The following is a 22,563-nucleotide window of genomic DNA, read 5'->3' as shown; positions in this document are numbered from 1 at the left end:
CCCTACCGCGTTCCGTTGACCTCAGGTTCTATTTCTGAAGGAACGAGAGCAGCGCCTCGTTGAACGCATCCGGATTCTCCACCGCCACCTGGTGGGAGGCCCGGTCGATCACAACGAACTCCACTGGTCCGCCGACCCCCTGGGCAATCTTTTCTACCTCGGCAGGAGGAGTGAAGCCGTCTTCAGCGGCGGCGATCACGAGCGACGGGCAGGTGATCTTGTCCAGCTGGTCGGTGAAGTCCCACGTGGCTAGAGCATCGCAATTCTGTGCGTAGCCCTCGGCATCCACTCCGGCGACGGTGTCTCGCATGCGCTGGTACTCCTCAGCGTTGTGCTCGCGGAACTGCTCGGTGAAGACACCGGCTACGAAGTCGTCGGCAATCGCTTCCATGCCCTGTTCGCGTACGGTACGTGCATCGTTGTACCACTCCTCACCGCCGAGGAACGGGGCGGTGCAGGCGAAGACGGCCCTGGTCACCCGGCCGCTGTTCGCGGCGAGCCACTGTGCGAGCGCGCCGCCAAGGGAGACACCGACGACGGCGAAGTACCGAACGCCAACGGAGTCGAGGGCGCGAAGCGTATCTTCGCAGAGCAGTTGGATCGTGGTGGTGCCGGGTTCGGCGTCGGGGGTTTGGGATGCGCCGTGGCCCCGGTGGTCCACAGTGACCACTCGGTAGGTGTTTTCGAGTGCGGGGATGACCTTGGACCAGGCCTCGTGGGTAGAAGCGATGGAGCTGAGCAGCACGACCGTCTCAGCTTCATCTTGGTTGCCGAGCGTGTTGACAGTGAGGTGTGGGTGTGGGTGTGGGTGTGGGTGCGACATGCATCCATTGTGCCAATTCTTAGGAGTCGCAAAAGACGACCGCGTTGCGGATAGCCTCGGGGGCCTTCTCAAAGTCGTTCTTGCTCCAGCAGACTCCGCCGTTGTGCTCGGAGACCGGGTCGATGCTCACCCAGCCTGAACCGCGGGCCTCCCAGAAGTACTGCTGGCCGTCGGAGGTGACGGTGCGAGCCCACTCGCGGTTGCAGAAGGTGCTGAATTCTTCGCCCTCTTTCGCTTCGGCCTGGGCTGGCCAAGCACATGCGGCTCCTGGGAGGCTCGGGGCGGGTGCGGGAGCGGGCCGGACGTTGCGTCGCGGTGCGGGTGCCGGCTCGTCCTTGTCGTCGGAGTCGTCGGAGTCGCCGGAGTCGTCTGCGTCACCAGAGTCATCGGAATCATCCGAGTCGTCTGCATCGCTGTCCTCATTGTCGTCTTCGTCCTCGCCCTCCTCGGCGTCGTCTTCGCCGTCTTCGCCATCGTTTCCGAAGCCGAAATCAAACGTCACTGGTGCGGGCGAAGTGCCGTCTGCGCTGGTGTAGGGGAAGTCGAGTTCCGGTTCAACCAAGCGGGCCTCCTCGTCGGCACACCCCGCAGCTACCAGTCCTAGTGAGACGGCAGCGACTACGGCGGGGAGGCGGAGGAAGCTTTTCACGTGGTCTAGGCTAGCCCATCAATCCAGGAGAAACTGAGTCAGCGCTTTGTTGAATTTCTCGGGATTCTCCACTGCGACTTGGTGCGACCCAGGGTTGATCACCACCGATTCCACTGGCCCCGCGACGCCGTCGGCGATCTTCTCAAGCTCCTCCGGAGGAGTGCCAGGGTCTTGCGCACCAGCGATTGTGAGTACCGGGCAAGTGATTTTGCTTAACTCGGAAGCGAAATCCCACTTAGCCAATGCGTCGCCATTCTGCGCGTAGCCTTCGGCATCCACCGCGGCCGCCATGTCCCGGATGCGACGCACCTCATCCGGGTGCTCCTCGCGGAATGATTCAGTGAACCAGTTCTCCACAAATCCGTCCGCCAAGGCATCCATGCCTTTTTCGCGGGCAATGCCGGTGCGCTCGGACCACTTCTCCTCGCCGCCGAGATAGGTAGCGGTGCAGCAGAAGACGGCTTTGTCTACCCGGCCGCTGTTTGCGGTCAGGTACTGCGCCAGCGCTCCACCTAACGACAGACCGACCACGGTGAAGCGGTCGACGTTGATGGTGTCGAGGGCGGTCAAGATGTCGTCGCAAAGCACTTGCACCGTGGCCGAGCCCTGCGCAACCTTGGGGGTTTCGGACTTGCCGTGCCCGCGGTGATCCACCGTGACCACCTGGAACTCATCCTCGAGTGCAGGGATGACTTTGGACCAAGCCTGGTGGGTAGTGGCGATGGAACTGAGGAGCACCACTGTGCGATCCGCTTCCTGGTTGCCGAAAATGTTCACGTCAAGGTTTGTCATCGTGGCTCCTTCGCGTCGGTGGGTTCTTGCTCACCATTGTCCCCGGTTGCGGTGTGGTGCGCTACGGTGACGTTTGACTGGGTAAGTATGCTGAGAAGACCATCGCCAACACGGCGACCGATATGGCGGGAGTTTTTGAAGGTACATGGCAGTAACGCATGACAGCTCTGAACTACTGAAGTGCTCGTTCTGCGGTAAAACGCAAAAGCAGGTTCGTAAGCTGATTGCCGGGGGCGGCGTTTACATCTGCGACGAGTGCATTGAGCTGTGCAACGAGATCATTGAGGAGGAGCTCGCCGGCGCCAACCAGGCCTCCAACGGGGACAGCGAGCGGCTGCCCCGCCCATCCGAGATCACCGCGTTTCTGGACGAGTACGTGATTGGTCAAGACACGGCGAAGCGAACCTTGGCTGTAGCCGTGTACAACCACTACAAGCGCGTCCGTGCTGAGCAGACCGTGCTGGGCAGCCGGCGGCGCGACGAGGAAGTGGAGATCGCCAAATCCAACATCCTCCTGCTCGGCCCCACCGGTTCTGGCAAGACCTACCTCGCGCAGACGCTCGCGCGTATGCTCAACGTGCCGTTCGCGATCGCGGACGCGACCAGCCTGACCGAGGCCGGCTACGTAGGCGAGGATGTGGAGAACATCCTGCTCAAGCTGCTGCAGGCAGCGGACTTCGATGTCAACCGCGCGCAGACCGGCATTATCTACGTCGACGAGGTGGACAAGATCTCTCGCAAGAGCGAGAACCCCTCGATTACCCGGGATGTCTCCGGCGAGGGCGTACAGCAAGCGCTGCTGAAGATTCTTGAAGGCACGGTGGCTTCGGTGCCGCCGCAGGGTGGGCGCAAGCACCCGAACCAAGAGTTCATCCAGTTAGATACCACCAACATTTTGTTCATCGTCGCCGGCGCGTTCGCGGGCTTGGACAAGGTGATCGCGGAGCGCGTGGGCAAGAAGGGCATCGGCTTCGGTGCGGAGATCGATTCCAAGACCGAGCGCGACGAAGCGAACCTGCTCGCTCAGGTGCAGCCGGGTGACCTGGTGAAGTTCGGTTTGATCCCGGAGTTCATCGGGCGTCTGCCCATCATCGCGCACGTGGACAACCTGGACCGGGAGTCGCTGGTGCGTGTGCTGACGGAGCCGAAGAACTCGCTGGTGAAGCAATACCAGCGCTTGTTCAACATGGACGGCGCGGAGCTCACGATCACAGAAGAGGCGCTTGGGGAGATTGCCGACAAGGCTGCCGAGCGCAAGACCGGCGCCCGCGGCCTGCGCGCCATCATGGAGGAGCTGCTCGTGCCGGTGATGTACGAGCTGCCGGATCGCGAGGACATCTCCGAGGTCGTGATCACGGACGCCGTGGTGCGCGGCGAGGCAGAGCCGGAGTTTTTGGCGAAAGACGAGAAAGCGTCGGCGTAGCCGCCTAGTAGATCTCGCTGCGGGTGACCTCGTACGTCTTCGCCGCAGCCGAGTTTGCGGTGTCGCGCTCCGGGTTAGACGCGAGGTACGAGTCATAGCCCGAGTGCGGGATGTTCGAGGTCAAAAACGCAAGCACGGCGTCGATGACCATGCGGCGCATGCCCTCGGTGTTGCGCTGGCTGGCAAAGTCGATGCGACTCATGGCGTAGCTGGTTGAAGCGTGGGTAATGCGCAGGTCGCACAACCCCACAACCAGCGCCAAGACATCTTCTGCGCAGATACCTGGGCGAAACGCGCCTGCATCCTGGCCGAGCAGGAGCAAGCGTTCAACGTGCAACGTGATGTCGTTGCTGCGGTCGCCGGTGGTGAGTTCCTCAACGTCCAGGATCGGGTCGAGGTTTTCGCGCAAAATGAGCCGGATGCAATCCGGGCTTTCGAGGAACACGTGGAAGATGGAGTCCACAAACCGCCGCATCCCTTCGACGGGGACGGCGTAGGAGCGATCCAGTACCTCGTGTGGCGGAGCGATGCGCGCCACCGCCCGCTTCACCGCGCGTTCGTAGAGGCCCTTCTTGTCGCCGAAGTGGTAGTGGATCATGCGCTTGGACATGCCAGATTCGGCGGCGATGGTTTCCAGCTTGGTCTGTTCGAACCCGTCGCGGGCGAACCTGACGATAGCGGCGTCCACAGCAAGTTCGAGTTCACCGTTTGCGGATTCGGAGGTCGGGAGGTGGGCAGCGTCAGCGGGGCTGTGCGTCACGCGAAACTCCTTTCCCTTGGTACCGCCAACAATCGTGCCCCAGTGAACGGGTGCGTGAGGCGTCCTCAGCAAAAAGATGAAGATTTTTCGCATTTGGGGGTACTCAACCGCGCCAAAACGGGGGGAGTATTGCGCGAGTACGCTGGGACTTACAGTTCATGCGAACACAGATGAGGAGGAGCCATGACTGCCTTTGCCACGTCCAGTTCCGCGAAAACACCTGTGAAGGTGACTGTCACCGGCGCCGCCGGCAACATCGCGTATTCGTTGCTGTGGCGCGTCGCCGCGGGTGACGTTTTCGGGCCGGATCAACCGGTGGAGCTGACCCTGTTGGAGATTCCGGATGCGATGCAGGCAGCCGAGGGCACCGCGATGGAGCTCGCCGATTCCGCAATGCCGCTGCTAAAAGGCGTGAACGTCACTGACAACCAGCGCGCGGGTTTCGAGGGCACAAACGCCGCATTCCTTGTCGGAGCGAAGCCGCGCGGCAAGGGGGAATCGCGCTCCGACATGCTCGAAGCCAACGGCCGCATTTTCATCGAGCAGGGCAAAGCGCTTAACGACGGGGCGGCCCAGGACGTTCGCGTATTGGTAGTGGGCAACCCCGCGAACACCAACGCCTACATCGCGTCGAAGGCCGCCGGCGACGTGCCCGCGGAGCAGTTCAACGCCCTGATGCGCCTCGACCACAACCGCTCGCTGTCCATGCTCAGCCAGAAGCTGGATGCCGCGCCCGAGGAGTTCTCCCGTGTCGTGGTGTGGGGCAACCACTCCGACACTCAGTTCCCAGATCTGACGTATGCCCAGCTGCGCGGCGAGAACGTGAGCGATCAGATTGACCAGAACTGGTACACCGAGGAGTTCATCCCGCGGGTTGCCAAACGCGGCGCGGAGATCATCGAGGTGCGCGGCAAGTCTTCGGCAGCCTCTGCTGCTTCCGCCGCCGTGGATCACATTCGTGATTGGGTGCAGGGGACAGATGGTCGCTGGACCACGGTCGCGCTGCCGTCAACAGGCGAATACGGCGTCGACGAAGGCTTGGTGTTCGGTTTCCCGGTGATCGGTGTGGGCGGCAAATGGCAAGTGGTTGAGGATCTGGAGATCAACGATTTCCAGCGCCCGCGCATCGATGCCAACATCGAGGCGCTGCGCGAAGAAGCCAAGGTGGCCGACGCGCTGAGCTAGCCTGCACGGCTACTACAATGGCCAAGCGTGACTGAAGCGAATCGTGATCTGGTAGGTACCAACCGCGCGGACGCGCTCCCGAAGAACTGGGAGCCGCAGCAGGTGGAGGCCGGACTGTACGAAGGCTGGGTCGAGGCCGGCTACTTCGAGGCCGACCCGACCTCCGACAAGCCGGCCTACTCGATTGTGCTGCCGCCGCCAAACGTGACCGGCCAGCTGCACATGGGTCACGCGCTCGACCACACGCTGATGGATTCGCTGATCCGCCGCAAGCGCATGCAGGGCTTTGAGGTCTTGTGGCTTCCGGGCATGGACCACGCCGGCATCGCCACCCAGACCAAGGTCGAGGCGAAGCTCAAGGCCGAAGAGGGCAAAGACCGTTACGACTACGGCCGCGAAGAATTTATCGACAAGGTCTGGGAGTGGAAGCAGGAGTTCGGCGGAACGATCGCGAAGCAAATGCGGGCGATCGGCGATTCGGTCGACTGGTCACGGGAGCGCTTCACGCTTGACGACGGCCTGTCGCGCGCCGTCCAGACCATCTTCAAGCAGCTCTACGATCGCGGCCTGATCTACCGCGATTACCGCCTGGTGAACTGGTCGCCTGTGCTCGAGACTGCGGTCAGCGACATCGAGGTGGTCTACAACGACGTCGACGGGGAGTTCGTCTCCATCCGCTACGGCTCGCTCAGCGACGACGAGCCGCACCTGATCGTCGCCACCACCCGTGTGGAGACCATGCTTGGCGACGTCGCTATTGCCGTGCACCCCGAAGATGAGCGCTACGCGCACCTGGTTGGTCAGGAGTTCGACCACCCGTTCCGCGACGACCTCAGACTCAAGGTCATTGCAGACGACTACGTGGACATGGAGTTGGGCACCGGCGCTGTGAAGATCACGCCCGCCCACGACCCGAACGACTACGAAATGGGCCTACGCCACGACCTCAACATGCCGATCATCATGGATGAACAGGGCCGCATCGCAAACACCGGCACCCAGTTCGACGGCATGGATCGTTTTGAGGCACGGGTGAAGGTGCGCGAGGCACTCGCCGAGCAGGGACGAATCGTTAAAGAGGTCCGCCCCTACGTCCACTCCGTCGGCCACTCCGAGCGCTCCGGCGAGCCGATCGAGCCGCGCCTGTCCCTGCAGTGGTTTGTGAAGGTCGACGAGCTTGCCCGCATGTCGGGCGATGCGGTGCGCGAGGGTGACACCGTGATTCACCCGCAGTCGATGGAGAAGCGCTACTTCGACTGGGTCGACAACATGCACGACTGGACGATTTCGCGCCAGCTGTGGTGGGGCCACCGCATCCCAATCTGGTACGGCCCGGAGGACGCCAACGGCGACCGTGACATCGTCTGCGTCGGCCCGGACGAGGAGCCGCCGGCAGGCTACGAGCAAGACCCGGACGTGCTGGACACCTGGTTCTCCTCAGCGCTGTGGCCGTTTTCCACGATGGGATGGCCGGATAAGACCCCGGAGCTGGAGAAGTTCTATCCCACCAGCGTGCTGGTCACCGCCTACGACATCTTGTTCTTCTGGGTGGCGCGCATGATGATGTTCGGAACTTTCGCCGGCACGTCCACTCCGGAGATCCTCGGTGAGGGCAAGGACGGCCGCCCGCAGGTACCGTTCACGGACCTTTACCTGCACGGCCTGGTGCGCGACGAGAAGGGCCGCAAGATGTCGAAGTCTTTGGGCAACGGCATCGACCCGATGGACTGGGTGGAGCGCTACGGCGCGGACGCGCTGCGCTTCGCGCTGGCGCGCGGCGCGAACCCGGGCATCGATCTGCCGATCGGCGAGGACAACGCGACCTCGGCACGAAACTTTGCCACAAAGTTGTTCAACGCGACCAAGTTCGCGCTGATGAACGGCGCTGCGGTAGATGAACTCCCGCAGCGGGAGAGTCTCACGGACGCGGACCGCTGGATCCTTGACCGCGCGGAAGAGGTCCGCCGCGATGTCGACGCGTACCTGGACGACTACCAGTTCGCGAAGGCGAACGAGGAGCTCTACCACTTCGCGTGGGATGAGCTGTGCGACTGGTACCTCGAGATTGCGAAGACCCAGATTCCGCGCGACGCCGCTGAGGCAGCGCCCGAGGAGCAGGAGACTGGCCGCAACACCCAAATTGTGCTGGGCCGAGTCATCGACGTGGTCCTGCGTCTCCTGCACCCGACGATGCCGTTCATCACCGAAGTGCTGTGGAAGGCGTTGACCGGCAACGAAACGATCACACTCGCTGCGTGGCCGACCGAGGCGGATACCAACGGTGGTGTCGAGGCGGATCTGAATGCGCGACGCCGCATCGAGGACGCGATCAAGCTGATCACCGAGCTGCGCCGCTTCCGCTCCGACCAGGGTGTCAAGCCGAGCCAGAACGTTCCCGCCCGCCTGGACTTCGCAGCTGCGGACCTAGTGTCGCAGGAAGGCATGGTCCGCGCCATCGCGAAGGTCGAAGCGCCAGCGGAGAGCTTCGCGCCGTCGGCAAGCATTGAGATGCGTCTGAGCAACACCACCCTTGATGTGGCCCTGGATACCTCGGGCACGGTGGACGTGGCAGCGGAGCGCAAGCGCCTGGAGAAGGAGCTGGCTGCGGCACAGAAGGAGCTGGACACCACCGCCGGCAAGCTGGGCAACGAGCAGTTCCTGGCGAACGCGCCGGAACACGTGGTGGAGAAGATCAAGCAGCGACAGCAGGTTGCGCAGGAAGAGTTTGAGCGCGTGAGCGCGCGCCTTGAGGGGCTGAATGGATAACGAGTACCGCGCCGAGCTCACCGAGCACGGCATCACCATGCGTCTCAACGGGCCCGTTGAGACGGGCGAGGAAGCCGGGGAGCGCACCGTGCCGGCCGAGCCGGAGACGCACCCGGACTTCGAAGACGTGGTTGCGCAGCTCGACGCGCGCGCTGGTGCCGTCGACCCGAACCCGTCGCTTGAGCGCATCGCGATGCTGATGGATCTGCTCGGGGAACCGCAGCGTTCGTTTGCCGCGATCCATGTGGCTGGCACCAACGGCAAGACCTCGACAGCGCGGATGAGCGAATCGATCCTGCGCGCCCTCGGCCGCCGCACCGGGTTGTTCACCTCGCCCGAGATGACGAGCCTGACAGAATGCATCGTGATCGACGGCGAGGAGATCTCGCAGACCCGGTTCGTGGAGACCTATCGCGACATCGAGCCGTACATCGACATGGTGGATGCGCAGTTCGATCCGGGGATGAGCCGCTTCGAGGTGCTGGTCGGTATCGCGTACGCGGCCTTTGCGGAGGCGCCGGTGGATGTCGCCGTCGTGGAAGTCGGCATGGGTGGTACCTGGGACGCAACCAACGTGATCGACGCAGACGTTTCCGTGATCACCCCGGTTGGCATGGACCACCAGGCGTTTCTCGGCGAGACAGTGTCCGAGATCGCAGCGCAGAAGGCCGGGATCATCGCGCCGGGTGAGCGCGTGGCCGTCGTCGCCGAGCAGGACGAAGACGCCATGCATGCGATCCTTGAGCGCGCCGTGGAAGTCGATGCCGCGGTCGCTCGCGCCGGGCGAGACTTCACCGTGGGCGAAGCGGTGGTGGCCGTTGGTGGGCAACAGCTCACCCTAAACGGTCTCGGCGGAACGTACGACGACGTCTTCCTCCCACTCGCTGGCGCGCACCAGGCAGCGAATGCGTCGGTTGCGCTCGCGGCCGTCGAGGCGTTCTTTGGTGCTTCGAGCGAGCACCCACTGGATGCGGACGCGGTGCGCGAGGGCCTTGGCGAAGTGACGGTGCCCGGTCGACTCGAGCGCGTCCACGTCGACCCGATCGTGCTGGTTGATGCGGCCCACAACCCCGCCGGCGCCGACAGCCTCGCGGCGACAATGCAGCGCGACTTCAACTTCCAGTCCGTCATTGGCGTGGTTTCCATCTACGAGGATAAAGATGCCCGCTCCATGCTCACCGCGCTGGAGCCGGTGTGCGCGGAGCTGGTGATCACCCGCAATCACTCTCCGCGCGCGATGGAGGCACACGACCTGGGAGAGATCGCCGCCGATATCTTCGGCGACTACCGCGTCCGCGTCGAAGAGCACCTCGGTGCCGCGCTCGAGCTGGCCATCGAGCTCGCCGAGGAAGATGGCCCTGAAGGTGGCGGCGTGCTAGTCACCGGCTCGATCGCCACGGCAGGCGAGGCCCGCGCGTACCTGCGCGCCAGGAAGGGCGAATGAGCGCCTGGTTGGTAACAAACCGGTGGTTGCACTGGGACAAGTTTGAGACGCAGTTCAACCAGCTGCTCGCGGCGGCCGACGGCCGCGTGGACATGCGCCGAGTGCACACCGACTGGGTCGTCTCGCATCTCGACGGAAAGCTGCCGCAGCTCGCGTTGATCATGGACAAAGACGTGGCCACCACCGCCCAGCTTGAATCGCTTGGTGTGCGCTGCGTCAACACTGCAAAGGCGATCGCATTGTGCGATAACAAGGCGTACACCCACGCCCGGCTCACCGCTGCGGGCATCGCACACCCTCGCACGGTGGTCGCGCCCTTGACGTTTCGGCCGCTGACGGCAGAGGAATGGGAGGCGAGTGAGTTCGTCGACGCGGTGGAGCGCACGCTCGGTTTTCCTGCGGTGGCCAAGCACGCGGTCGGATCGTGGGGAAGCGGGGTGTTTTTGGTGCATTCCCGCGCGGAGTTGATCGAGGTGCTCACCAAAGCGGCCGGTGCGCCCGTGTTGGTTGAAGAGTTCGTGGCCGGCTCCAGCGGGAGGGATGCACGCATCTACCTCGTGGGGGACACGCCTGTTGCTGCGATGCGCCGCTTCGGGGCGGAGGGAGATTTCCGCGCCAACATCACCGGCGGCGGCCGCGCCGAGGCCTGGAACCCGCCCTCCGAGTACGTCGAGGTAGCGCGCCAAGCCATGGCCGCCCTGGGACTTGAGGTCGGCTCGGTGGATTTCCTCGACGCCTCAGCGCCTCTCGTTGGTGAAGTGAACTCGAACGCGCAATTTGTCACGCTCGCCGAGACCACAGGCATCGACGTCGCCGCCCAGGTGATCGACTACCTCGAGGCGCTGCCTTGACTGCGCAGGTTAGGGACGCAGGAGGGCGCTGACTTAGGATGAGCCTATGGCGCGTGAACAAGCACAACCGAACATCGGCCCCCTCGGCCCCGGCAATGACCCGGTCAAGGATCCGCTGAAGAGTCTCGGCAGCGTGCTCACCGGCACGCTGATTTTGGAAGCCATCACGATCTTCCTCATCTTGCTTGTCATCCTCAAGGTGGATGATGGCGCTATGTGGACCACCTTCAACTGGGTCTACATCACCGTCATCGGAGCCGCGCACGTCATCATGGCGTTTCTCCAGCGCATCCCAGGTGCTATGTGGATCAACCTCGCGCTGCAGATTCCGCTGCTCCTCGGCTTTTTCATCCACTGGTCGGTGACAGCAGTCGGCGTCATGTTCGCCATCGTCTGGTACTACATTGTGAAGCTGCGCTCCGAAATGATTCAGCGCATGCGCGGCGGCTACCTGGTCACGCAGCACATCGGCTCGTCCGCTGATCCCGCTCGTTAAGCGGTATAAACAACACCATGCGCTATGTAGCTTTCATCTTCGCCACCGTGTTCTCCATCGCGGCGATCGCCGGTCAGTGGCTCGGGTGGCCCCAATCCATCAACATTCCAGTAATTCTGCTCGCTGGGGCATGCTTGGTTTGGGGTTTCTTCGACATCTACTCCAAGCAGGAGGAAAAGCCCATAGTGCTTGACGACGCCCAGCGAGCCACCATCAAACGCATGAAAGAGGAAGGCAACCACCAACTTGCCATCCAGCAAGTCCAGATGTGGTTCCGTAACCCACCCGCCGAGGAGGCGGCACGCATCGTGCGCGAGGTCTAGGCCGGTTCGCTAAACTCGAAAACCATGACTGAACGTACTCTCATTCTGATCAAGCCGGACGGTGTCGCGAACGGCCACGTGGGCGAAATCATCACGCGTATTGAGCGCAAGGGCCTCAAGCTGGTCGAGATGGACTTGCGCACCGCTGACCGCGAGACCGCTGAGAAGCACTACGAAGAGCACAAGGACAAGCCGTTCTTCGGTGAGCTGGTGGACTTTATCACCTCCGCTCCGCTGGTGGCAGGCATCGTCGAGGGCGAGCGTGCCATTGAGGCCTGGCGTCAGCTCGCTGGCGGCACCGACCCGGTGTCAAAGGCCACCCCGGGCACCATCCGCGGCGACTTCGCACTGACCGTCGGTGAGAACGTAGTCCACGGCTCCGACTCGCCGGAGTCCGCAGAGCGCGAGATCGCGATCTGGTTCCCGAACAAGTAGCGTTCGCACGTTTATGCCCCGCGTTATGCGGGGCATTTCTTGTGTCCCAGGACGGCTTCATACACACCCGTCCATCAAGGCTGTGTAACAATAGGAAAACAGACTTTGCATAACTACACAGCCAGCGCGGGCTTGTCTGCATCGTGCGGCGGCGGCGAACCTCTCGCCAGCGCCCGGTGTACACACCCCGCGGATGCCGGCGACAGAGGAGAAAACTGTGGCACATACTCAAGATTCGACGGAACAGCAGCAGTCGGACGCGACCAAGGCTCCACGAAAAGCAAGCCGAAAAGCCGCGAAGAAAACGGCGAAGAAGACCGCTAAAAAGGCCAGCAAGAAGTCGGTGAAGAAAGCCACCAAGAGTTCGGCCCTGAACGAGAGCGCGGCTACAGAGAACACCGCACCAAACCCGTACGCAGACTTCGATCGCACTCAGCTCAGCGACAAGATGCGGGTTTTTCAATTCGCAAAAGCACTCGACCTCACCTCAAAGGATCTCATCCTCGCGCTCGCGGACCTCGGGGTGGTGAAGGTCGCCCAATCCTCGCTGACTCGAGCAGAGATGGAGCAGCTTCTCGACGCCTTGGCGGCGAAGGGGGATAGCCCCGAGCCGGAGGCGGCACCTGCTGAAGAGAAAATTCGCGAACGCATCCGCAAAGACGTTGCCAACGAAATCACCCAGATCGAGCGCAAGGTCGAGGCGGAGCTCACTGACCGCGAAGAAGACCGCGATGAGGATGATGTCACCGACGCAGAGGATGATGCGCTGACCGATCCCGAAGACGTGGACGACGCCTTCGACCTTCTCACGGACATCGAGCCCGAAGTCACTCCCGCCCCGGTGGAAGAGAACCCGGCGTACGCCCCAATCTTCAAGGCACCGACCCGTTCGAAGCGCCGTCGCGCAAGCCGCCCGAGTGATGCCGAGGCAGCGGACGCTGCGAACGCCAGTGACGGCGCTGCTGACGCTACTGACACTGCTGACACCGCTGACTCCGCCGAGGTTGCAGGCACTGCGAACACCGTTGAAGCCGAGGCGGCGGCACCGGCAGAGACTCGGAGCCGCAAGCGCCGTCGCGGATCACGCAAGTCGTCGGAGACCAAGGTCGACACGTCGGATGAGAACGCGAACATCTTGGACGTCGAAGACACCGATGACTTTGTCGGTGCGCGGGACGTCGCAGACGTTGAAGAACTCGAGGAGCCGAAGGCAATTAAGGGTTCTTCCCGCCTCGAGGCGCAGCGCCGTCGCCGTACCGAGAAGCGCGAAGAACAGCGGAAACGCTCGCGCATTGTGTCACAAGCGGAATTCCTGGCACGGCGCGAATCGGTAACGCGAACCATGGTGGTGCGCGAGCGAGATCGCCACGACGGACCGGGCCGCATCACGCAAGTTGGAGTGCTTGAAGACGGGCTGCTGGTCGAGCACTTCGTCACCTCTGACCAGCAGGCGTCGATGATCGGCAACATCTACTTGGGACGCGTGCAGAACGTGCTACCCAGCATGGAAGCAGCCTTCATCGACATTGGCCAGGGCCGCAACGGCGTGCTGTACGCCGGCGAAGTGGATTGGAAGGCTGCTGGCCTCGGCGGTCGTTCGCGCCGCATCGAGCATGCGCTGAAGTCGGGTGATCAGGTCGTCGTTCAGGTGACCAAGGACCCGGTCGGTCATAAGGGCGCGCGTTTAACCACCCAGATTTCGCTGGCCGGACGCTTCCTGGTCTACGTTCCGGGCGGCCGCAGCGCGGGAATTTCCCGGAAACTTCCGGCCCCGGAACGCAAACGCCTCAAGGAGGTTCTGAACAACGTCGTACCCGGCAAGGGTGGTGCGATTATCCGCACCGCGGCCGAGGGAGTTCCCGAGGACGCGATCGCTGCCGACGTCAACCGACTGCATACGCAGTGGGAGGCCATCCAGGAGCACGCAGAGCGAGAGAAGAACTCCAAGGGCGCCAAGCCGGTGACGCTTTATGAAGAGCCGAACCTGCTGATCAAGGTCGTGCGCGACTTGTTCAACGAAGACTTTGCGGCGCTGATTGTTGACGGTAAGAAGCCGTGGAACACGGTCAAGGCCTATGTCGAGTCGGTCGCACCGGATCTGGCGGACCGGTTGGAGCAGTTCGACCGCAACGACCACGGCGGCAAAGACGCCTTCGAGGTGTACCGCGTCGATGAACAGATCCAGAAGGCGCTGTCGCGCTCGGTGTGGCTGCCGTCCGGCGGCAGCTTGATCATCGACCGGACCGAGGCAATGACCGTCATCGACGTCAACACCGGTAAGTTCACTGGATCTGGCGGCTCATTGGAAGAGACGGTGACATCGAACAACCTCGAAGCCGCAGAGGAAATCGTCCGCCAGATCCGGCTGCGTGATATCGGCGGGATCATCATCATCGACTTCATCGACATGATCCTTCCCGAGAACCAGGATCTCGTGCTGCGTCGATTGAAGGAGGCGCTCGGGCGCGACCGCACCCGCCACCAGGTGTCCGAGGTGACATCGCTTGGTCTGGTGCAGATGACGCGCAAGCGCCTTGGTACTGGTTTGTTGGAAACGTTCTCCGAACCGTGCGAAACCTGTGGTGGCCGAGGGATTGTTCTCGCCGAGGATCCGGTAGACCACGACGCGCACGATGACCACCCGCGCCGGGGCAAAGACAGGGACCGTCGCCGTCCGGTTGGTGAGCACCCGGCGGCGAAGGCCATGCGCACCCACTCCGAGGAGGAGTTGGATGAGATTGCTGGCTCCGTGATCGCGGATCAGGGCGATGACGCAGGGAATGGCGCCGGCGGCGACGGCGAAGAGCGCGAGACAAAGCGGTCTCGCCGCCGGGGTCGACGCGGTGGCTCTCGCGGACGCGGTAAGCAGCGCGAGGCCGACTCGACAAACGTCGAGGCCACCGATGCTGCAGAAGATGAGGTGTCCAGTGATGCGGCCTACGCTGTTGAGGCAGCAGTGGCCGCAGCGCAGGTGGATTCAACCGAGCCGGTGAAGGCTGCGGAGTCTGCTGCGCAGACATACGAGGAAGCGGTCGAAGAGTTCGAATCGTCGCCGCGCCGCAAGCGCCGCACCCGCGGTAACTCGAAGTCCGATTACCGCCCAAAGCCGGAGGACTTTGTGCAGCCGGCAGAGGTTGAGGTGGAGGAATCCGAGGCGGTTGAAGAGGGCGTCGATAAGCAAAAGCCCGCAACAACCCGCAGTGGGCGAGACAGGCGACGTGCGTCGCGGCGCTCGACCTCGACTGCTTCCCAGCCGAAGAAGCAGGAAGCCCGCGAGGGGCGGGTCAAAGCTGCCTCGAAGGATTCGGCGACCCAAAGCCGCGCTGGGCGTGGGCGTCGTCGAGCGAGCCGCAAGTCCTCGTAAACAGCGCATGAAAAAACCGGGCCATGCGCCCGGTTTTTCGTGTGTGTGGGGGAGGGTTATGCCAGCTCGGTGCCGCCGAAGTCGATGTCGCCCTCTTCCGGCATCTCCGGAGCGACGTTGGTGGTGTCGATGTTCTCCTGCTGGTCGTAGTAGCCGTCACCGTCGGTGTCGGTCAGTCCGATGTCGCCATAGCCGTCACCGTCGGTGTCGATGAGGGCGGAGTCGGTGAGGTGGTCGCCGTCGGTGTCGACGTGCTGCTCGTCCGTGCGGCCGTCGTAGTTGGTGTCGAGGTTGATGGTGTCGAGGTTGCCGTCACCGGTGGTGTCGATGTGCATCTCATCTGCGCGGCCGTCAGCGTTGCGGTCGAAGAAGGCTGCGTCTGCGAAGCCGTCGCCGTCGAGATCAACCATCACGCCGCCGTCAGGGGTGCTTGCGGAGTTGACGCCGTGGTTGCCGCTCGGGTCGCCCTGCGGAGCAGCGCCGGCCGGTGCGTCGCCCTCCATGTCGCCCAGGTCAACGTTGTCAGCCTCGGGTGCGGTCTCCGGCGCGGTCTCCGGCTGAGCCGGGCGCTCCTGCGCTGCCTCCGGCTGCGGCTGAGCCGGGCGCTCCTGCGCTGCCTCCGGCTGCGGCTGAGCGGGCTGCTGCTGCGCCGGCTGCTCCGGTGCAGGCTGCTGCGGTGCTGCTTCCGGCTGTGCTGCCGATGCTGCGCCCGCACCAGCACCTGCCGCTGCTCCGGAGCCACCGGCCAGGTTGCCGTCGAGGTTGTCAAGCAGGTCGCGCTGAGCTGCGTTCGGGCCGGTCGGGGTGCCGCTCACCGAGTCGACGCTGCCGTCTCCGTCGCGGTCGTAGGCGTTGTAGTCCATCTTGCCGTCGCCGTCGGTGTCGAAGGCAACGTTGTCGATCTTGCCGTCGTCGTTGTGGTCGTAAGCCTTGACATCTGCGACGCCGTCGCCGTCGGTGTCGTACTCGATCACGTCGACCGTGCCGTCGCCGTCGTAGTCCTTCACCGAGGTGTCCATCCGGCCGTCACCGGTGGTGTCGATGTGGGCCACGTTGTGGATGCCGTCGCGGGTGGTGTCTTCGGTGGCGTAGTCTGCGACGCCGTCACCGTCGGTGTCGACCTCGACGCGGTCTGCGACACCGTCGGCGCCGCGGTCGAAGACGCGGGTCTCTGCGACGCCGTCGCCGTCCATGTCCACCATGAAGGTGTCCATCTTGCCGTCGCCGGTAACGTCCTGGGCACCCAGCACCTTGCCGGTGGCTTCGTTGCCCTCAGCGTCAACAAGGCGGAGCTCGTCGGGGATGTTGTTGCCCTTCTCCTGTGCGTTCGGGGTGGTGTTCGGGGTGGTGTTCTGGTTGAGGTTCTCGCCGGACATTGTGCTGCCTTTCTGGGCTGGATCCGTTCCCGGATCTGGTTTCGGTACTTGCTGACTTGACACTGTCTCTGTCCTGTCACACATGTAATGGGCAGCATAAAGCGAAGGTTCCCGGAGCGCTCAAGAAAATCTCAGCCCTCATGCCAAATCTCTTATCCGTGCAGGTGAGAGGCATACTAGAGAGTTCGGAAACTATTAGACTCGGGGAGCAGGCGCCACGAAACGCGATTAATATACCGTGGCACGTTGGTAGGCGTAGTAGAAGAAAGATGCACCAATGGAATCTCAGACGCAGCAACCCGTGCGAGGTCCGCGGGAGTCTTTTGATCGGGCGGCCGCGATCGCGCGGCGCTATGGACATACGGACGCTGCTGACGTCGCGGAAGCGCTGCTGAACGCGAAGTTCAAGGCCGGCACCGTCGTCGTGGTTGGCGAGATCAAGCGCGGCAAGTCTTCTCTGGTCAACGCGCTTGTCGGTCAGCGGGACCTGTTGCCGGTTGATGTGATGACCTCCACCAGTGCACCCATCCGCGTCACCGTGAACCCGGTTGAAGAGGGACCTGCTGAACCTCAAGTAGCGGTGCTGCGGGGTAGTAAACGCCAAGCGATCGCTGCTTCAGATCTAGACAAATACGTCACTATCGACGGCATCGCCGGCGCCCGCGCCGGCAGCGACGACGATGAGCTGGCCACCGCGGCTGCCGTTGAGCTGGCGTATTCGGAGCTTGCCGGAACGCTGGTGGTGGACACGCCAGGTGTCGGCGGGTTGGATGAACATGCCGTGCACGCCGCGTTCAACGAGGCACACCACGCGGGTGTGCTGCTCATGGTTTGTGATGCGTCGACGCCAATCACCAAACCGGAGATGGACATTCTCGCTGAAGCTCGCAAAGAGGTCGGCGCCGCCATCGTAGCCGTGACCAAAACGGACAAGAATATCCGCCGCTGGCAATCCATCGTTGAAGACAACAAGCGACTCCTCCGTCAACACCTTGGGGCGGAGATCCCGGTGATTGGTGTGTCCAGCCTGCGCGCCATGGACGCGCAGGAGATGGAGAGGGTGAACCCGGAGAAAGCTGCGGAGATCGCGAGCCGAAGCGGCATCGTTGCGCTGCGCCAACACCTTCGCAGCCTGCTTTCTGACCCGGCCACGCTGGGGCTGCGTGGCGGCATCGAATCCATCACGCACACGCTTAAGGGCATTCACACCCAGATTGGGCGCGACATCGCGATCCACACGTCGCCAGCTGATGGCGTGGGTAAGCTCGAGGAAGAACGAGAAGAGCTGGAGCGACTCAAGGAGCACGCGTCCGAATGGGAGCAGCTCCTCGGCCGCGACATTCAGTTCATGCGAAATCGCATTATGGACGATCTCGATACCGAGATAGAGCAGGTGCGAAACTCCTGGATCCAGCGCATTAACAGCGACGGTGTTCGCGTGCTGCGTTCCAAACCGCAGGTATTCACCAGTCAGATCGAGGCTGAGCTCACTGAGTTGATCAACACGACCTTGAATACCCAGCTCGAAGAGCTTCGCAAACTGGCCACCCCGCTGTTTCCGGACCAACCCGACATCGTCAACACCGTTATCGGCGCTGCTGTTGATTCGATCACTCCCGAAGAGGTCAAGGGCCGCGAAGTAGACAAAAAAACCAAGGACTTGCTCGATCCGTCGCTGGCCACCATGGGCATGCTCGGTGCCGGCGTGCTGTCGTTCATGATTCCCCTTGCGCCGCTCGCCGGAGCCGTGTGGATTGGTGTGAACGTGGGATTCAAGGCATTGCGCAACGGCAAGCAACACCTAATTTCGTGGCTGCGCGAAATCACCCAGACCACTCGCGTGACCATCAACCGCATGCTCGACACCATGCTCGCCGCTGCCCGCACGGAAATGGTGCTGCGCTACCGGGCCTACTTGCGTCAGCGCCAGAAAGAAGTGCAGGAGCACATCAAGGAAGCCCATGAAGCCGCGCGCGCGAGCGAAGCGGAGCGCAAAGAAACCATTACCCGCTTGACCAAGAACGCCAAGATCGTCGAGGCGACGATTGAGGAGCTGAATCACCACCTGGCCACAATGCACGCGCCGCAAGGGGAGTTGAGCTAGCCATGACCGCAGCACCAAACCAAGCCCACCGGCAATCTACGGAATCGCTCAACGTCTTGCTGCGGCAGAGCATCGAGGCTCTTGCGCAGGGCGGGCCGAACACGCAGCACGCAGCGAATGAGCTGCGGGAACTGGTGAGTAGCCCACCACGCGTCGCCGTCATCGGCCGCCTGAAAGCCGGCAAGTCCACACTGGTCAATGCGATGACAGAAACCCGCATCGCCGCTACAGGCTCGCTGGAATGCACGATGACGGTCACGATCTATGACGAAGGCGCCCCTGCCCGCGCCGACATCATCGGACTCGACGGCAAGGTCAACACCGTCCCGCTCGGCGGAAACGTCCTCACCGACCTCGGACGCCCCGTCGACGAGGTCGACTACGTACGACAGTTCGTCCCCATCGCCCGCCTGCGCGACTTAGGGATCATCGATACACCGGGCACGGCAACACTGACCGTCGAAAATGAAGCTCGCACTCGCCGCATGCTTATCGACGGATCCAAGGACACGCAAAGGGCTAGCTCCTGGGCGGATGCGGTGCTGTTTCTTTCGGATTCAGCGCCGCGTGATGACGAGCGTGCGTTTATCGCTGAGCTTGGCATGACGCCGCTGACCACGGTGGGAGTGCTCTCGCGCGCCGACTCCTTCGGGCCAGGCGCGTTTGGCCACGAGGACCCGTTAGAAATGGCCAACCGCTATGCGGACCGGATCGGTGAACAGCTCGGGGCGAGCGTTGGCGTGGTGGTGCCGCTGTCCGGTTTGCTTGCTGAGTCCGCGCTGACCGGGCGGGTCAACGGCGCGCTGGCTCGCGACCTTGCTGCCCTAGCTTCTTTGGATCGCGAGCAGCTGATCGACTTCATCGAGTTCCCGGATCCCAGCCGTGTCGTAGAGGGATTCAACGCCGCGCAACGCGATGAGCTGCTTGACGTGATGGGGGAGTACGGGCTGGTCTACGGGCGCTCGGTTGCTGCCGAGCATGGACCTGGCGGTCTCCTGCAGTGGATGCGCCAAACCTCCGGCATTGATCGACTTACCGAGATCATTACGCAGTCCATGCCGTACTACGCCACCTTGCAGCGCGCCGTCCGGATTGTAGATGCATTGGAGAGTCTCGCGAACCAGCCCGAGATTCGGGACCACGTGCTGTGGGTGCAATCGGTGCTTCAATCTCAGCCGCAGATGAACGATGTCATGCTGTACCGCAGCTTCAAGAACACCGTGGCGGACTCTCCCGACTCGCGCCTGATCCCGCAATTGCGCGCGGTGATTCAGGGAGCGACGCCGGCGCAAAAGGTGGGCATGCCGGCTGACGCACCCGCCGAACGAGTGACCGTAACACTGCGCCAAGAGCTTGCTGAGCTGCGTGAACTTGCGATGACACCGCTGTCAGCTGCAGAGGACGATGCTCGTGAGCACCTCATCGTTGCGTACCAGGCGGCTTGGAAGCAATTGAACACATAGCTAGTCGGAAACCAGTAAGTCTGACTAGACTTACCAAACTGTTACCTGGATCTAAGCGACATGGGAGTAGTTATGGCTGGATCGTGGCATTTGGCGATTGATTTCGGAACGTCGAATTCGGCCGCGGCACACACGAGCCCGTTTGGTGGATCGGTGGAGGCGCTGGCCCTGAGCCACCGCTCAAACCTGATGCCGTCGGCCATTTTCGTGGAATCGGATGGTTCCACTGTGGTGAGTGGCGACTCGGCGTTACTGGCAGGCCGGCGCGACCCCTCGCGCCTGGTTCTGTCGCCAAAGCGGTTTATCGACCATGACACGATCCAGCTGGAGGGCGACGATGTGTCGACCCAGCTGGTGTTCTCGGCGGTCATCCGAGAGATCATTGACCGTGCGAAGTCGCAGCATGGTGGTGATGAACCAGCGTCGGTGACGTTGACGCACCCGGAGCGTTGGTCGCATACAGCGTTGGGCAACCTTGTGGATGCCGCTCAAGAGGCCGGGGTAACGGCGCAGAATCTGCGGACGATTTCGGAGCCGCGTGCTGCGGCGATTCACTATGCGGCGCAGCAGCGGGTTGCTGCTGGTGAGCATGTGGCGGTGTTCGACTTCGGTGGTGGCACGCTGGATATCGCGGTGCTGCGAGCTGCGGAGAATGGTGACTACCGTGTGGTGGCGGCCAAGGGCGATAACTCGCTTGGCGGGCGCACCATTGACAACCTTGTGTTCCGCTGGGTGATTGACCAGATTGATCATGATGATCCGGATTTGGCTGATTCGCTGCGCAAGGCTCCTGCATCGGTAATGAATGCGTTGCAGGAGAACATTCGTGAAGCCAAGGAGATGCTTTCTGACACCACGTCGGCGACGGTGACGATTTCTTCGCCCGCCGGTGAGCGAGATGTCCTGATTACGCGCGATGAGTTCACCAGGATCATTGCGCAGCCGATTGAGCGTGCCGCAGAGATGACGCAGGCGGTGCTGCGCGAGGCGGGTGTGGAGAGTTCGGACACCCCGATCTACCTCACCGGCGGCTCGTCGCGTATTCCGTATGTGCAAGATGAGTTGGGCAAGGTCGGTCGTGTGATGCGTCTTGACGACCCGAAGACTGTGGTGTGCCGTGGTGCGCTCGTGGCGACGATGCAGGGCTTTACCGAGCCGGTGCAGCCGGGGCAGGGATCGCAGCGTGCAGCAGCTTCGGGTTCGGGTGTGAACCCGTTTGGCGATGGCCCGGGTACTGGTGCCGGTGCTGGGACCGCGCAAGGTGGTTTTTCTGCAGTTGCTCCAGGAGCAGGTCAGTTTGGCTCCTCGCGTACTGGGCAGCCAGCCCAGCCGGACCAGTCCAATGTCGGTCAGACCCAGCCATTCGAGACGCAGGGGCAGTCGCAGAGTTACTCGCAGGGTCAAGCACCGCAGTATGGACAGCCGGCGGCGTATGGCAGTGATTCGTTGACGCAGTCTGGTGGTTCGCAGTATGCACACTCCCCGGCTGGGTCAGTGCCGTCGAGTGCGCAGACAACTACGACGAAGAAGTCAAATGTTCCGCTGTTTGCCGGCGTTGGGGTAGCCGCTGTTGCGTTGCTCGCCGGTATCGGCTGGTGGGCACTCAGCGGCAACGATGGTGATGGAGAAAACGACCCCACACAAACCATGGCCGCACCCACCACCGAGGCGGACAACTCAACACCAACTACGGATCAAGCGACGTCTGCAGCCCCCGCATCCACCAGCGCAAGCGATGCAGCAACGCCGAGTACCCCGAAATCCGGCAACTCGTACGAGCCAATGGACGTTCTTTTTGGCGACGTTGGCTACTTGCCCGCCCAGTTCCGCGAAGCCATTCGAGTTTGCAAGGTTGACCCCAAACCAGTCGGAAGTGACTTTGGCAAGGATTGGCTAAAGGACAAACAGACTCCGTACCACTCGTGTAACGCAGAGCAAGCCTTGTGGCCTGAAAACGAATTGCTTGCGCCACGTTTGATTGTAGGCGATCCAGCAAAGCAGGCCCGGGACGACTTGGCGGCGTTTAATGAACCGGCTCCTGAACAATGGGCAAATGGAAGCCCAGAGATCTATTTTTTGAATTACCAGTTTGGGGGATTGCCGAATGCTGCCGTGTACTACCCAGATCAGCAACTAATGGTCGTTTTTGTTGGTAAAAATGGTACCGATGAAAACGACGAGAAGACTAAGGTGCGCAGTGGCCTCGAAAAGCTTGGGTTTCTATGATGCTTGATGGTTGCTCCGGTCGGGTGATCGATTAGATCGATCACGACTATTTAGCCCTCGCTGATGCGTTGCGCAACGCCCGG

General features: G+C 62.4%; 17 protein-coding genes. 12 read left to right on the top strand and 5 right to left on the bottom strand.

All coding sequences use genetic code 11. From position 1 onward, the window contains the following. Positions 1-28: 28 nt before the first annotated feature. From CGLAU_RS09735 to CGLAU_RS09725, 3 genes are read right to left on the bottom strand one after another with little or no spacing between them, the layout of a single operon-like run. Positions 29-823, bottom strand: coding sequence for an alpha/beta fold hydrolase (locus CGLAU_RS09735; RefSeq protein ID WP_095660534.1), 795 nt, complete (start codon positions 821-823; stop codon positions 29-31). A 19-nt stretch (positions 824-842) separates the two neighbouring features. Further along, entirely contained in the window at positions 843-1,472 is a 630-nt protein-coding gene (locus tag CGLAU_RS09730) for a hypothetical protein (protein WP_157731342.1), read from the bottom strand. A gap of 18 nt (positions 1,473-1,490) precedes the next feature. Continuing rightward, positions 1,491-2,264 carry an alpha/beta fold hydrolase gene (locus CGLAU_RS09725; protein ID WP_095660532.1) on the bottom strand — a complete coding sequence of 258 codons (774 nt, stop codon included), beginning with the start codon at positions 2,262-2,264 and terminating at the stop codon, positions 1,491-1,493. A 145-nt stretch (positions 2,265-2,409) separates the two neighbouring features. On the opposite strand from CGLAU_RS09725, the gene clpX reads away from it, so the two are divergent. Then, complete coding sequence (clpX, locus tag CGLAU_RS09720; protein ID WP_095660531.1) at positions 2,410-3,687, top strand: ATP-dependent Clp protease ATP-binding subunit ClpX; 1,278 nt, start codon at positions 2,410-2,412, stop codon at positions 3,685-3,687. Between the two features lie 4 nt (positions 3,688-3,691). Here clpX and CGLAU_RS09715 read toward each other — a convergent pair whose 3' ends face one another. After that, the gene (locus CGLAU_RS09715; protein WP_232507101.1) at positions 3,692-4,447 is read right to left on the bottom strand and encodes a TetR/AcrR family transcriptional regulator; all 756 of its coding nucleotides are present in this window, start codon (positions 4,445-4,447) and stop codon (positions 3,692-3,694) included. A gap of 183 nt (positions 4,448-4,630) precedes the next feature. Between CGLAU_RS09715 and CGLAU_RS09710 the strand changes: the two genes are divergently transcribed. From CGLAU_RS09710 to CGLAU_RS09675, 8 genes are all read left to right on the top strand, one after another. Further along, complete coding sequence (locus CGLAU_RS09710; RefSeq protein WP_095660529.1) at positions 4,631-5,632, top strand: malate dehydrogenase; 1,002 nt, start codon at positions 4,631-4,633, stop codon at positions 5,630-5,632. A 27-nt stretch (positions 5,633-5,659) separates the two neighbouring features. Then, entirely contained in the window at positions 5,660-8,398 is a 2,739-nt protein-coding gene (locus CGLAU_RS09705; RefSeq protein WP_095660528.1) for a valine--tRNA ligase, read from the top strand. Further along, positions 8,391-9,842 carry a bifunctional folylpolyglutamate synthase/dihydrofolate synthase gene (locus CGLAU_RS09700; RefSeq protein WP_095660527.1) on the top strand — a complete coding sequence of 484 codons (1,452 nt, stop codon included), beginning with the start codon at positions 8,391-8,393 and terminating at the stop codon, positions 9,840-9,842. Before CGLAU_RS09705 ends, CGLAU_RS09700 begins: the two co-directional genes overlap by 8 nt. Then, positions 9,839-10,693, top strand: coding sequence for an ATP-grasp domain-containing protein (locus CGLAU_RS09695; RefSeq protein WP_095660526.1), 855 nt, complete (start codon positions 9,839-9,841; stop codon positions 10,691-10,693). The genes CGLAU_RS09700 and CGLAU_RS09695 overlap by 4 nt, the downstream gene beginning before the upstream one ends. A gap of 46 nt (positions 10,694-10,739) precedes the next feature. Then, entirely contained in the window at positions 10,740-11,189 is a 450-nt protein-coding gene (locus CGLAU_RS09690; protein ID WP_095660525.1) for a DUF4233 domain-containing protein, read from the top strand. A gap of 17 nt (positions 11,190-11,206) precedes the next feature. After that, positions 11,207-11,512 (top strand): hypothetical protein, encoded by a 306-nt coding sequence (locus CGLAU_RS09685; RefSeq protein WP_095660524.1) that lies wholly within the window; start codon positions 11,207-11,209, stop codon positions 11,510-11,512. Between the two features lie 24 nt (positions 11,513-11,536). Further along, positions 11,537-11,947, top strand: a complete 411-nt coding sequence (gene ndk, locus CGLAU_RS09680) for a nucleoside-diphosphate kinase (RefSeq protein WP_095660523.1) — start codon at positions 11,537-11,539, stop codon at positions 11,945-11,947. 217 nt (positions 11,948-12,164) lie between these two features. Then, entirely contained in the window at positions 12,165-15,311 is a 3,147-nt protein-coding gene (locus CGLAU_RS09675) for a translation initiation factor IF-2 N-terminal domain-containing protein (protein WP_232507100.1), read from the top strand. Positions 15,312-15,367: 56 nt separating this feature from the next. Here CGLAU_RS09675 and CGLAU_RS09670 read toward each other — a convergent pair whose 3' ends face one another. Further along, complete coding sequence (locus CGLAU_RS09670) at positions 15,368-16,687, bottom strand: hypothetical protein (RefSeq protein WP_095660521.1); 1,320 nt, start codon at positions 16,685-16,687, stop codon at positions 15,368-15,370. 277 nt (positions 16,688-16,964) lie between these two features. Here CGLAU_RS09670 and CGLAU_RS09665 point away from each other — a divergent pair, with 277 nt between their 5' ends. From CGLAU_RS09665 to CGLAU_RS12405, 3 genes are all read left to right on the top strand, one after another. Next, the gene (locus CGLAU_RS09665; RefSeq protein WP_095660520.1) at positions 16,965-18,791 is read left to right on the top strand and encodes a dynamin family protein; all 1,827 of its coding nucleotides are present in this window, start codon (positions 16,965-16,967) and stop codon (positions 18,789-18,791) included. A 2-nt stretch (positions 18,792-18,793) separates the two neighbouring features. Then, complete coding sequence (locus CGLAU_RS09660; RefSeq protein WP_095660519.1) at positions 18,794-20,254, top strand: GTPase; 1,461 nt, start codon at positions 18,794-18,796, stop codon at positions 20,252-20,254. Between the two features lie 72 nt (positions 20,255-20,326). Further along, a complete protein-coding gene (locus CGLAU_RS12405) occupies positions 20,327-22,480 on the top strand; it encodes an Hsp70 family protein (protein WP_095660518.1) in 2,154 nt (717 codons plus the stop codon). Positions 22,481-22,563: the final 83 nt, after the last annotated feature.

Source organism: Corynebacterium glaucum, assembly GCF_002287505.1.
Taxonomy (GTDB): domain Bacteria; phylum Actinomycetota; class Actinomycetes; order Mycobacteriales; family Mycobacteriaceae; genus Corynebacterium; species Corynebacterium glaucum.
Note: the sequence above shows the minus strand (reverse complement) of the source record. Positions and strands in the feature narration are given on the sequence as shown.

What these genes read in the sequence shown, in the direction of transcription:
- CGLAU_RS09735 (WP_095660534.1), bottom strand. Translation starts at nt 823, where the DNA reads ATGTCGCACCCACACCCACACCCACACCCACACCTCACTGTCAACACG.
- CGLAU_RS09725 (WP_095660532.1), bottom strand. Translation starts at nt 2,264, where the DNA reads ATGACAAACCTTGACGTGAACATTTTCGGCAACCAGGAAGCGGATCGC.
- clpX (WP_095660531.1), top strand. Translation starts at nt 2,410, where the DNA reads ATGGCAGTAACGCATGACAGCTCTGAACTACTGAAGTGCTCGTTCTGC.
- CGLAU_RS09710 (WP_095660529.1), top strand. Translation starts at nt 4,631, where the DNA reads ATGACTGCCTTTGCCACGTCCAGTTCCGCGAAAACACCTGTGAAGGTG.
- CGLAU_RS09700 (WP_095660527.1), top strand. Translation starts at nt 8,391, where the DNA reads ATGGATAACGAGTACCGCGCCGAGCTCACCGAGCACGGCATCACCATG.
- CGLAU_RS09695 (WP_095660526.1), top strand. Translation starts at nt 9,839, where the DNA reads ATGAGCGCCTGGTTGGTAACAAACCGGTGGTTGCACTGGGACAAGTTT.
- CGLAU_RS09690 (WP_095660525.1), top strand. Translation starts at nt 10,740, where the DNA reads ATGGCGCGTGAACAAGCACAACCGAACATCGGCCCCCTCGGCCCCGGC.
- CGLAU_RS09685 (WP_095660524.1), top strand. Translation starts at nt 11,207, where the DNA reads ATGCGCTATGTAGCTTTCATCTTCGCCACCGTGTTCTCCATCGCGGCG.
- ndk (WP_095660523.1), top strand. Translation starts at nt 11,537, where the DNA reads ATGACTGAACGTACTCTCATTCTGATCAAGCCGGACGGTGTCGCGAAC.
- CGLAU_RS09670 (WP_095660521.1), bottom strand. Translation starts at nt 16,687, where the DNA reads ATGTCCGGCGAGAACCTCAACCAGAACACCACCCCGAACACCACCCCG.
- CGLAU_RS09665 (WP_095660520.1), top strand. Translation starts at nt 16,965, where the DNA reads ATGGAATCTCAGACGCAGCAACCCGTGCGAGGTCCGCGGGAGTCTTTT.
- CGLAU_RS09660 (WP_095660519.1), top strand. Translation starts at nt 18,794, where the DNA reads ATGACCGCAGCACCAAACCAAGCCCACCGGCAATCTACGGAATCGCTC.
- CGLAU_RS12405 (WP_095660518.1), top strand. Translation starts at nt 20,327, where the DNA reads ATGGCTGGATCGTGGCATTTGGCGATTGATTTCGGAACGTCGAATTCG.